The sequence below is a fragment of the Gemella haemolysans genome (assembly GCF_001553035.1).
Lineage (GTDB): Bacteria > Bacillota > Bacilli > Staphylococcales > Gemellaceae > Gemella > Gemella haemolysans_B.
Genome location: NZ_KQ959957.1, coordinates 34,336 through 46,781, shown reverse-complemented (window position 1 = coordinate 46,781; position 12,446 = coordinate 34,336). Strand labels below are relative to the sequence as shown.

Annotated in this window: 10 protein-coding genes; 2 read left to right on the top strand and 8 right to left on the bottom strand. The window is 31.0% G+C overall.

Translation table 11 applies throughout. The features are described 5' to 3' along the window. Positions 1–34 precede the first annotated feature (34 nt). The 6 genes from carA to HMPREF3186_RS04560 all read right to left on the bottom strand — a co-directional run bounded on the left by carA (position 35) and on the right by HMPREF3186_RS04560 (position 7,281). Positions 35–1,123, bottom strand: coding sequence for a glutamine-hydrolyzing carbamoyl-phosphate synthase small subunit (carA, locus tag HMPREF3186_RS04585; protein ID WP_003144720.1), 1,089 nt, complete (start codon positions 1,121–1,123; stop codon positions 35–37). 31 nt (positions 1,124–1,154) lie between these two features. Continuing rightward, complete coding sequence (locus HMPREF3186_RS04580; protein ID WP_060914132.1) at positions 1,155–2,435, bottom strand: dihydroorotase; 1,281 nt, start codon at positions 2,433–2,435, stop codon at positions 1,155–1,157. Positions 2,436–2,448: 13 nt separating this feature from the next. Then, positions 2,449–3,330 (bottom strand): aspartate carbamoyltransferase catalytic subunit, encoded by an 882-nt coding sequence (locus HMPREF3186_RS04575; protein ID WP_060914131.1) that lies wholly within the window; start codon positions 3,328–3,330, stop codon positions 2,449–2,451. 194 nt (positions 3,331–3,524) lie between these two features. Beyond that, complete coding sequence (pyrR, locus tag HMPREF3186_RS04570) at positions 3,525–4,049, bottom strand: bifunctional pyr operon transcriptional regulator/uracil phosphoribosyltransferase PyrR (RefSeq protein WP_004264393.1); 525 nt, start codon at positions 4,047–4,049, stop codon at positions 3,525–3,527. 545 nt (positions 4,050–4,594) lie between these two features. Beyond that, positions 4,595–5,638: a Fic family protein gene (locus HMPREF3186_RS04565; protein WP_060914130.1), complete on the bottom strand. Its 1,044-nt coding sequence runs from the start codon at positions 5,636–5,638 to the stop codon at positions 4,595–4,597. Between the two features lie 287 nt (positions 5,639–5,925). After that, positions 5,926–7,281 (bottom strand): ATP-binding cassette domain-containing protein, encoded by a 1,356-nt coding sequence (locus tag HMPREF3186_RS04560; protein ID WP_060914129.1) that lies wholly within the window; start codon positions 7,279–7,281, stop codon positions 5,926–5,928. 207 nt (positions 7,282–7,488) lie between these two features. Here HMPREF3186_RS04560 and HMPREF3186_RS04555 point away from each other — a divergent pair, with 207 nt between their 5' ends. Both HMPREF3186_RS04555 and HMPREF3186_RS04550 read left to right on the top strand, forming a co-directional pair. After that, positions 7,489–8,646 (top strand): M20 metallopeptidase family protein, encoded by a 1,158-nt coding sequence (locus HMPREF3186_RS04555; RefSeq protein WP_060914128.1) that lies wholly within the window; start codon positions 7,489–7,491, stop codon positions 8,644–8,646. A gap of 2 nt (positions 8,647–8,648) precedes the next feature. Beyond that, positions 8,649–8,930 carry a peptidase dimerization domain-containing protein gene (locus HMPREF3186_RS04550; RefSeq protein WP_060914127.1) on the top strand — a complete coding sequence of 94 codons (282 nt, stop codon included), beginning with the start codon at positions 8,649–8,651 and terminating at the stop codon, positions 8,928–8,930. A gap of 33 nt (positions 8,931–8,963) precedes the next feature. On the opposite strand, the gene HMPREF3186_RS09165 is transcribed toward HMPREF3186_RS04550, so the two are convergent. Both HMPREF3186_RS09165 and HMPREF3186_RS04540 read right to left on the bottom strand, forming a co-directional pair. Further along, the gene (locus HMPREF3186_RS09165) at positions 8,964–11,666 is read right to left on the bottom strand and encodes a VWA domain-containing protein (RefSeq protein WP_060914126.1); all 2,703 of its coding nucleotides are present in this window, start codon (positions 11,664–11,666) and stop codon (positions 8,964–8,966) included. Between the two features lie 177 nt (positions 11,667–11,843). Then, positions 11,844–12,434, bottom strand: coding sequence for a uracil-DNA glycosylase family protein (locus HMPREF3186_RS04540; protein ID WP_060914125.1), 591 nt, complete (start codon positions 12,432–12,434; stop codon positions 11,844–11,846). Between the last annotated feature and the right edge of the window lie 12 nt (positions 12,435–12,446).

Below are 12,446 nucleotides of genomic sequence, written 5' to 3'. Positions count from 1 at the left end.
TGCATCGATACTCTATAATTTCTCAGGTTATTTCCTATTTGTTTTCTTTAAATTCTCTCATATAATCTATAAACTGATCGAATAAGTAGTTAGGATCGTGTGGTCCTGGTGATGCTTCTGGGTGATATTGTACTGAAAATACTGGGTATTTTTTGTGACGTACCCCTTCACATGTTTTATCATTTACTGATAAGTGTGTAAGCTCTAAATCTGTATCTTTTAATGATTCGATATCAACACTGAAACCATGGTTTTGTGAAGTAATATCAACTTTTCCAGTTATTAAGTTTTTAACTGGGTGGTTAGCTCCACGGTGACCAAATTTAAGTTTGTATGTTTTCGCTCCTGATGCTAATGCAATAAGTTGGTGTCCCATACAAATTCCAAAAACTGGTATTTTCGGCATAACTTCTTTAAGCATCTCAATTGTTTCTGGTACATCTTCTGGATCTCCAGGTCCATTACTTAACATAATTCCATCTGGATTAAGTCTGAAAATTTCTGCAGCTGTTACATTATGAGGAACTACAACGATATCACAATTACGTTCATTTAATTCTCTAAGTATTCCTGATTTCATACCGAAGTCTACTAGTACTACTCTATATCCATTTCCTGAAGATAAGAAAGCTTTTTGAGTTGAAACTTGTTCAATTTGGTTCGTTGGTAAGTCAGTTTTTCTAAGATTTTCTAATTGTTCTTCCGGATCCATGCAAAGGTCAGTAATTATTCCTTTGATTGTACCGTGTTCTCTTATTTTTCTTGTTAAACTACGTGTATCAATTCCTGAAATCCCTGGAATGTTAAGCTCTTTTAATACCTCATCTAAACTGTATTCTGTTCTAAAGTTAGAAGGTTTTTTACAAACTTCCCTAACGATAAGTCCTTTAATACTAGGATTAATTGTTTCAAAGTCATCTCTGTTGATTCCGTAGTTTCCGATTAATGGATAAGTGAATGTTACTATTTGTCCATTGTATGATGGATCAGAAAGTGTTTCTTGATAACCCGTCATACCTGTGTTAAATACTACCTCTCCTGCTAGTGCTTTGTTAGCACCGAATCCATATCCTTTATATACTGTTCCATCTTCTAAAATTAGTTGTCTATCGTAACTGTACATCTTTGTTCTCTCTTTCTAAGTTTTTTATTTTTTAAACTTCAAATACTTCACTATCTTTGTATGCAACTTGACCTTCACATAGTGTTAATACTGGTATTCCATAAATTTCTTCTCCTACGTACGGTGTATTTCTACCTTTAGATAAGAATTTTTCTGGATCAATTTTCAGTGATTTTTCTAAGTCAATTACTACTAAATCTGCAAAACCACCTTCTTCTAAACGTCCATATGGTAAATCGAAAGTATCTGCGACTTTTTCAGTCATCAATTTAACTAGTAAGTCTAGTGAGAATACTCCTGTTTTTACAAACTTCGTATAAAGTTGGCTGAATGCTGTTTCACTTCCAACAATTCCAAATGCAGCTTTTCTCATCGATAAGTCTTTCTCATGAGTAGCATGTGGAGCGTGGTCTGTTGCTATTACATCAATTGTTCCATCTAATAAACCTGCGATAAGTGCATTTCTATCTTCACGTGCTCTTAGCGGTGGATTCATCTTCCACATTCCGTTATCTTCTGGGATATCCATTTCATCACTTATTAGGTGGTGAGGACACACTTCACAAGTTACTTTAATTCCTGCTGCCTTCGCTTCTCTTACTACCCTAACTGATTCTTTAGTAGATACGTGACAAACGTGATAATGACATCCTGCTGCTTCGGCTAAAAGAACATCACGTGCAATCTGAACACTTTCACATACAGAAGGAATTCCTGGCAAGTCTAATTCACGACTTCTACGTCCACAGTGCATACATCCACCGCGGATTAATGAGTTATCTTCACAGTGAGCTACGATTGCTTTATTTAATTTAGCAGCAACCATCATTGATTCATACATCATGTTAGCATCCTGTACTCCTCTACCGTCATCACTAAAGGCAAACACATGCTCAGCTAATTCTTCAAAATCAGCATATTCTTTTCCTTCTTCACCTTTTGTTATAGCTCCAAATGGTATAGCTCTAATTACTGAATCACGTTCGATAATATCTAGTTGTAATTTTAGGTTCTCATAGTTATCTGGTACTGGATTTAAATTTGGCATTGGCATTGCTGTAGTAAATCCACCACGAGCTGCTGCTCTTGAAGCATGATAAATGTTTTCTTTGTATTCAAATCCTGGTTCTCTCCAGTGTACGTGAACATCTATAAATCCTGGTGAAATAAATTTCCCTTCTAAGTCTAGTACCTTAGCTCCACTTTCTTCGATGTTCTCAGAGATTTTTACGATTTTTTTATCTTCAACTAAAATATCTCTTTCTACCAATACACCATTTTCTAAAATTTTACCGTTTTTTAAAAGTAACATATGCTTCTCCTCTTTATAAGTTATTATCTTTAATTATTTTTTCTATCATTGCCTGTCTCATGAACATTCCGTTTTTCATCTGTTCAAAGATTACTGATTTAGGTGCTTCCACTAGTTTCGAAGCTATTTCCATATCTCTATTAACAGGTGCTGGATGCATCACTATTGCAGATTCTTTTAATCTTTCATAGCGCTCTTTAGTTAATCCAAAGTTATTATGGTATTCATCTTTACTTAGTCCCATCTTAGAATCATGTCTTTCATGTTGAACTCTTAGCAACATACAAACATCAACTTCTCCAACTACTTTATCAAAGTCTACTACTTCTCCAAGTGTCTCGTCTTTGAAAATATCTGGACAAACAAATCTTACTCTTGCTCCTAATCTCGTGAGCATATTGTAATTACTTCTTGCTACTCGAGAATTTTTAATATCTCCTGCAATGATTACATTAAGATTTTCAAACGTTCCGAACTTCTCGTACATTGTCATTAAATCAAGCAAACATTGACTTGGGTGTTCTCCACTACCATCTCCTCCGCTTAAAATCGGAATATTTAAGTTAGTCAGTTCATTGTAGTACGCGTCTTGGCCATGTCTAATAACCAACATGTTGCACCCTAACATTTCTAACGTTTTACAAGTATCGTATAATGTTTCGCCTTTATTTACTGATGATGTTGCAGCCTCGAAGTTTATAACATTTAATCTATGTTTGTGCTCAGCTACCTCAAAACTATGTTTCGTTCTAGTTGAGTTTTCAAAGAATAAGTTCGCTACATATAAGTCTTCTCTTGGCTCTACTTGCTTACCATTTTTCAACTCTAAAGCTCTTTCTATCAGTTGATAAACTTCTTCATTTGTTAAATCCGACATTTTTACTATATTTCTCATAGTACTTCCTCCATTTTGTATAAAAAAATACCTTGTATCCAGCTGGCTACAAGGTATGACTGTTCATCAACTATTAAATTCAAGTTATTATCTGGGCATAGTTATACCTAAATATAGCTATACTCAAATAAAGTATAAACTTTAAATTCAATCCCTTGTTAGCCTCTCTGGACTACCTTAAAAAGATTTTATATTTAAATTAATAATATTTCTTCAACATCATCTACTTCATTTAAATGAACTTTTACATTTTCTTTTCTTGAAGTAGGAATATTTTTTCCAATATGATCTGCTCTAATTGGCAGCTCTCTATGTCCTCTGTCTACAAGAATCGCAAGACGAATTGCTTTTGGACGGCTAGCATCCATAATAGCATCTATCGCTGCTCTTACGGTTCTTCCTGTATAAAGAACATCATCTACAATAATTACAACTTTGTTTGTCAAATCAAGTTTAAAACGTGAAACTTTTATTTCAGGTTCTTCACTTATTTTTTCTAAATCATCACGATAAAATTTTATATCAAGTGTTTCTACTGGAATATTAGTATTTTCAATTTCTTTGATTTTTTGTTTCAATCTTTTGGCGATATGAATCCCTCTAGTTTGAATACCTACTAAAACTATATCATCTAATTTATTTTGTTCGATAATTTCATTAGCAATTCTAGTAATCATTCTTGAAATCATTGTTTCGTCGAAAAGAATTCGTTTTTTCATACTTCACCTCAAAAAAATAGCCTACTCTATTGAGCAGGACAGCATAAATAAACTTGGTTTTCCAATTAATAAATCTTTGCTGACCTCTCTGGATCACATTAAAGATGTGTTATTCAAATTATCAATATTATATACCATAATAAGAGATTTGTCAAATGCATAATGGATTATTAGAGCTAACAAATATCCCTGTAAATTCCTATAGTAAATTCCAGTTCAAATAAAAATAAGGAGTGACTCAAAAATCGTAATTTCGGAGAAAACAATTTTTAGAGTCACGCCAGCAAAATCTGTTATGAATCTTAAAAGCCTTTATAAAAGATAGTTGACATCAATAAGCGTATTTATACGTTCTATTATAAATTTTTTTTATTTTAAAGTTTTGAATTAAATTCTTTATGTTTCACCTAATTATAGCGTACTTTTAGGTGATTATTAGAAATTTAGGTGATTACTTATATTCTTTGCTTTTTTAACCGCTTAGGCAAATCCTCATCCTTTAATTTTAGTATTTTCCCTCAAGTTATCACTATTTTAAGGAGTTATTACTTCTTCACATAGAAAGTTGCTCTTCCTCTACCATGTCTTTCAATGTATCCTTCCTCAGTCAATTGCTTAAGCATATTTTCAATTGTAGCTTTACCTACACTTGGAACTAATTCCATCATATCGCTTTTAGTAAATTTACCTAATTTACTATCAACTGCATTTCTCACAAGCTCAATTGTAGGAACCTTTTCATCTACATAATCAACTCTCTCTTCAAAATCAATATACGCAGCTAATATCGTTCTGAGAATATATTTTATAAATGGTACAGAATCTTCTCTGTTTTCATGCCAACCTATCCCACTTTTTTCTAAAGCAACATAATAACTGTCTTTACTTTTTTCTATCTTACTTTCTAAACTAATATATTTCCCAATTACATATCCTTGTCTATAAAGTAAAAGAGTTGTTAATAAACGACTCATCCTTCCATTTCCATCATTGAAAGGATGAATACAAAGAAAATCATGGATAAAAATTGGAATTAAAAGTAATGAATTTACTTCATTCTTATCAAAAGCCCTGTTCAATTCATCGCAGATTTGCTCAATTGCACCTGGAGTTTCATATGGGGATAAAGGCTTAAACTTTTCAATAACATTACCATTTATATCTTTTTCTATAATAGAATTTTGTGTGTTTTTGTATCGACCACCGATTCCTTTTTCACTATACTTATATAAATGTCTATGAAGTTGCAAAATATAATTACTGTTAATTGGAATATACTCATAACTTTCATGAATTATATTTAATACATCTCTATACCCAAGAATTTCTTCCTCATCCCTATTTCTAGGAGTTGTTTTTTGATTCACCAACTCTTTTATTCTAACTGCTGTAGTAACAATTCCTTCTATTCTATTAGAATCCTCTACACTTTGAATTTTAGCAATCTCTACTAATTTATCTAAAACAGCAGGTTTACGTGTCAAAAAAAGTTCTTGTTTTCCCCTATGTTCATGAATTTGTGAAAGAAGATTTATGATCTCACTATCCCACTTATTACTTTCTAAATTTTCATAATTAAATATTCTCATTCGCCTATCTCCTTTTTATTTCGCCTAATTATAGCATACTTTTAGGCGATTGTTAAGGACTTAGGCGATTATTTATGTCCTTTGCTTTGTACTTTTGAATTAGTCCTGTCAATAACTATTCTAATTAGTAACTAATCAACGGCTTATTTACTAAATTTATTCATCCTTATCCTTTTCTTTCCATCTTGCACTTGCAACTGCAGCCGAGACAAAACCTAATATTAAGAATGCAGCTATAACAATTTTTATCATAATTTTTTCTCCTAAATGTATTATTAACTTCTAATTTACTCAAATTTTAAAACTTCTTTATTCGTGATGTTAATAACCTTAGTTGCAACATTATCGATAAATTCCATATCATGACTTACCATAATTAGTATACCAGGATATTTCTTTAATATCTTCTCTATCGCTTCTATCGCAACAACATCTAAGAAGTTAGTTATCTCATCTAATAACAGTACATCTGTTTTTCTAAAAAGTAAACTTACGAAATAAAGTTTAACTTTCTCCCCTTTACTTAAAACTGAAGTCTTCTTATTGATATCATCACCTCTAAAATTTAGTAAAGCTAGTATATTTCTAAGTTCTATATCATCTAGTGTAGTAGATTCTTTCACAAATTCAAACAATGTTTTTTCTTCTTTAAAAATATCGAAGTTATTTTGTTCAAAATACGCTACTTGCAAAGAACAAGGAATAGACTTTTTTACATATTTTAGAAAAGTAGTTTTCCCAGAACCATTTTTTCCTTTAATTAAAATCTTATCTCCACTAGCAAAAGTAAAACCAGGTGATTTCCAAAGAATTTTATCATCTATTTCACAGCTTTTCGCATCAATACAAAAACTCTTGTTATGAGTTTCCTTAAATATCTCTAAGAATTCAATATCATACTTATCTTTTAACGGCTTAGGTTTAATATTAGCCTGCAACTTATCTTCTTGTCTTGATATTTTTTTCTGTAATCTCTTTTCGTTTTTTGAAATTTTATTTTTTACACTTATAATTCTATAATCTGATCCACTCATATTCTTTGGCTTCCCAGATTTTTTCCCCTGTTCCTCCTTCATCTCTTGGATGCTTTTCTTTATCTTCTTAGTCTCTTTATTGTACTTTTGTAGTTCAGCTTCATACTCAGTAGTTTCAATTTCTTCTTGAAACTTGTACTCATGATAATTCCCATTAAATTCTCTCACAGTATTATTTTCAATTATCCATAACTTAGTACAAACATTATTTAGAAAATTTCTATCATGACTTGCTATACAAAAAGTCGCTGGAGTTCTTTTTATAAGATTAGCTATTTTATTAGCATTATTATAATCTAAGTAAGTCGATGGTTCATCTAGTAAATATAGCTCCACATTCGACAATAAACTACCTCTAATCTTGTTTACAACAACTTCTCCTCCACTTTTTTTAAGAAGAGAATTTTCTCCAAATTCTAAAAACTCTGATGAAGTATTATTCTTGTCTTTAACTAAATCATCAATATATTTTAACAGGGTTGTCTTCCCTGAACCATTTTTCCCTATTAAACCAATAACATCACCAGTATTTATACTCAATTTGTCTAATTTAAATAATATCTTCCCTTGTTTTTCAAACTCTATATTTTTAATGTTTAATATTTGCATACATTAACTCCTTTTTAACAAAATCTCTCTATTAATCTAATGTATCCATGCTCCCACCCCCGAATTGAGTTTTACTAGTGTCTATTTACCCATATTATATCAAAAATAAAAAACAATTGAAAACATTTTCTTTAATAATTCTCTATTTATTAAAATATTTATGCTATAATTGTATTTATAATTAAAAAAAGTAATCTGGAGGTTTTTATGATTGAACAAATTATACAAAATGAACTTGAAAAATTTTATCCAGAAATGATTGAACTTCGTCGATATATGCATATGCATCCTGAAGTTTCATTTAATGAAATAAATACAGCGAGATTCATTAAAGAATATTTAGAAAAAATTGGTATTACTGATATTAAAACAAACGTCGGGTTAAATGGTGTAGTTGCAAGAATTAAAGGACAAGATTCTTCAAAAACAATCGCTTTTCGAGCAGACTTTGACGCTCTACCTATTAATGATGCAAAGGATACTCCTTACAAATCTACTATTCCTAATGCAATGCATGCTTGTGGACATGATGGACACACTACAGCATTACTTGCAACGTGTAAGGTTCTAATGGATCATCAAGAAAATCTTCCACACGATGTTGTTGCAGTTTTCCAATACGGTGAAGAACAAGCTCCAGGTGGAGCAAAACCTATGATAGATGCTGGTTGCTTACAAGGTGTTGATGCAATATTTGGAGCTCATCTTTGGACACCACTTCCACTCGGAACATTAGGATATAGTTATAGTGAGCTGTGTGCGGCTGCCGATAGATTCGAAGTAATAATCAACACTAAGGAAAATGCAAATATTATTGCTGCTGAATTTGTTAGTATGACTCAACAAATAGTTTCACGATTTTCTAAGCCAAGAGAAACACTAGTTATCACTTTGGGAAAACTTGAAAGTTCTGTTAAAGAAGCAAGTATCACTGGAACTATTAGACATTTCAATAAAGAACTTCATAAAATGGTACTGGCTAAACTTCAAAACCTATGCAAAGCTCTAGAAAATGAGTATTCTGAAACTAATATAGAGTTTATATATTACGGTGGCTATCCACCTCTTATTAATCATAATAAAGGAACAGTAGAAATACAAAAAGCAACTTCTAAGATTCTTCCTGAAATTAAACAAGTGGAAATTGAACCGTTAATGATCGGTGAAGATTTTGCTTATTACGTTGAAGAAGTACCTGGTGCTTTTTTCCTAATTGGTGCCGGTAATTCTACATTCGCTAAGTATCCACACCATCATCCAAATTTTGATTTTGAAGAAGAAGTTATGAAACAAACAGCTTCAATATTCCTAACACTAGCATTTGATTCCGCTAATGTAATAAAAAATCTTAAGGAGGAACAATAGATATGCATACATATTTAGTTAATATTTTTGGTAAAGGTGGACACGGAGCTGAACCTCATGAAGCCATAGATACAACAGTTATCACTGGTGAATTTGTTAGAAAAACTGCAAAATATAAAAATATAGAGATAATCTCTGTAAAAAGCGGTGCTGCTTTTAATGTAATCTCTGGTAAGGCAGAAATTAACTTAAAAACAGATAATTTAGAACAATTGAAATCAATACTAGCTTCACTGCTTATATATTACGGTGAGCAAACTAGATTTGAAATAATAGATATATAAAAAGAGAACTACGCCGAGTTCTCTTTTTACGTATTATTCAGCTTTTTTTCTTAATCTTAATGCAACTGCTGCACTAATTAATCCGATTATTGTAGTAGACTGTGATGGTGTACCTGTATTAGGTAATGTTTTAGTTTCTTTTGCAATAACTTTATTTTCTTTTGAATCTAATAATACAGGTGCTTTCACATTTTCTTTTTCATTAGATTTAAAAGTTACTGTATTTTCTTTAGGTGGCAGATTCTCTTTATGTGTATTTTCTTTAGCTATTGTACCCACTTTATGTTCTTCAATATTCTTATCAGTTGGAATCTCATATTTTGGATTTTCTGGTTGAATTAATGACTCACCTTTTTTACTTTCAGTAGGTTCAGATTTTACTACATTCTCTAATTCTTTTAATAAAATTTCCCTAACGTTAACTTTGCCTTTTTCAATCTCATCTTTAATAATTTCTTCTATCTTACTTCTGTCTACTTCATACTTAGTGACTTTATTATCTATATTAAAATATGCTTTCTTAGCTGCTTTTAATTTCTCAGAAGTACTAGTAATAACTTCAAAATTAAGTTTATCAGTTTCTTTAAAGTCTTTTCTGTTAAGTTCAATTAACCACTCAAATACAGCTCTACCTTGTTTAGATATTACATCTATTGTTTGAACTGAAGTTGGAGCAATAACCTTACCTTGATTCAATAATTTTAACTCTGTCTGAATTTTTGTTAAATCACTTTCATTAGGATTAAGTACTGTTTCAGTAAGTTTATATACTAATTTTTCTGGAGTTTTAGCAATTAATTTATGTCCTAATTCGAAATCAAATTTTTTAATCACATCTTTCGATACATTCTCAAACACTTTATTTAATTCATCTATATTATCTGACATATATACTTTTTTAGTCGCTAACTTCTCTAGAAGACGCTTGACGAATTCTTTTTCTTTTTTATATTCTTCTCCAAAATTTATGAAACCAATTGGATATATATCGTACTTACCTTTAAAGCTTTCTTTCAAATGTACTGCTGCATTAGCATATCGTGCTGATTCTCCATGTTCTTTCTCATTAAATAAGTTGTCATCATCTTCTTGTTTACCAGCACCTGGAATTCCATCTGTCATGAATATTATTGATTTATTTGGTGCATTAGTTATAAAACTCTCATTAGCCACTTCTAACGCAGAATAGAAATTAGTACCAATAAATGGAATTAAGCTATCAATACCCTCAAATAACTTTTGTTTATCATTAGTCGATTCTACAACAAGACCCGCACCACCTGAAAAACCAACAAGATTAATCTTTGTATTTGAATTTTTCAGTATACTCTCTACAGTTTTCTTAGCCATCTCTTTTACTTGATCTAAGACATTAATCATACTTAAAGAAGTATCAATAACTAGACTCACTTCATTTTTAACTTCTGTATCTGTAATATCAGTTTTGTTGTTTTCTGTTAAATCTTTTAAATCTTGTACTATATATATTCCATCTTTTTCAGATATTTTATTAGTATCACCTTTTCTCTTGATATCAAAAGTAGTAGTTACATAGTCATCTCCACCATTTTTCTTAAAGATTGCACCCAAAGTATATCTACCTTCATGTAATTTATCAAGGTATTCTGGTTTAAGATTTACAATTGTACTTCCCTTACTTAGATTATAATTAGATGAATCTAATGGAACTCCATTAACTTGAGCTTCTTTAAAATCACCCAGTTCTTTTTCAATTTCAAAAACTAGACCTTCCTTAGAGCCATGCTCCCAAGCTTTTATTGGTTTCTTAGAAAATACTTTTTCATTTTCTATTTCTAACTTAGATTTTTCTTGATCATCAATTATTAAATCCCTATTATTATTTTGAGCTTCAATTCTTGATTTATTAACCATATCAAACATGTAGTCAAATCCGCGATCAATAGCTGTAATCGCAGTTTTTCCTAAAGATACATTAATATCAGCATAAGCTTTCTGTGCACTTGCAGTAACTGGATTAAGTGCTCCTAATCCTTTTCCTATTTCTAAACCTGAATTTATTCCATTCCTTAAAATATCTAATCCTTCGAATTGTTTTTTATACTTAGGAATATTATTTATCTCTTTTTCAGTCAAAAATATTTTTCTTCCCTCAACATTACCTATTTTATCAAAATGCTTCCAGACTTCATCCTTTAATACCTTAGAACTATTATTAATGACATTAGCTATAACCATATCCTTATTAATTTTTTTTCCTTCAGTAATCGCCTTTATAGCCATATCTCTTTCAAGGTCTACTGCAACACCTTTTACAAACTTTTCTGAACTAGAATCTGAATCAGATATTATTTTCTCCTTTACTGCCTCAGTAGCTACAGTTATCGCTGCTCCAGCCCCTGCTTTTAAAGCAGAACCACCTACTTTTCTAGCCAATAGATTTTTCTTATCATCATCCTTAACCTTATCCTTATTCTCATTCCATAAGTTTTTTAATAATTTTCCTGACTCATTATAAGCTTTATCTGTTACTATTTTTTTTGTTTTATCACTTATTAATGGCTGTTCATCTTCTTTTTCCTTGTGACTGACATGTGGATTTGTTGCTCCACCGCTTATATCTGCAGCTGAAGTATTACTATCAGCAGCACTAACTTCACTACCAGCACCCACAACTGCAAATAAAGCTGTGAAAAGTAATACTGACACCGCACCTTTTTTATGCTTTCTTATAGAATAATATTGTTTTTTCTCCATACATTTTCTCCTAGATAATAATAATAGTATTTTTTAAGATTATTATATAATAAAAAGAAGTATTCATTTAGAAAGATTACAAAATTGTATTATTTTGTACTAATATCATTAAATATTTCCCCAAATGTTACATATTTGGTAACTAAAATTCTGCAGTAACTAAAAAAACAACTCTTTTCAAAGTTGTCTTTCTAGTATTTCCTTCACCCTTTTTTGTAATTCTGGCACTACTTCTTCAATAAACCATGGATTTTTATTATGCCAACGGAAATTCAATGGTGAAGGGTGAACAATTGGAAAATAGCGTGGCAAGTACTGTTTATAATTATATACAGTTTCCGTTAGATTCTGTTTTTTATCATTTCCCAAGTAATAATCTTGTGCATATTTTCCCACGAGAACAATAAGCTCTAGATTAGGCATGAGTTCTAAAACTTTTGAATGCCATTTTTGGGCAAAGTTTTTTCGAGGTGGTAAATCCCCACTCTTACCTTTACCTGGATAATAGAAATCCATTGGAACTACACCTATTAAACCAGATTTATAAAATATTTCATCATCTATTCCCATCCACTCACGAAGTTTAACCCCACTTTTATCATTGAAGAAAATCTTACTTTCTTGAGCTTTAATACCAGGAGCTTGACCTATGATTAATATTTTAGCTGTGCTTGGCGTAGAAAATAACGGTTCTATTCCTTCATCAGTATATTTCTTATTATCACTATCAGCCATTATTTCTTGTTTCAATTGTTCAAAACTATCCATTTTAATTTCCCC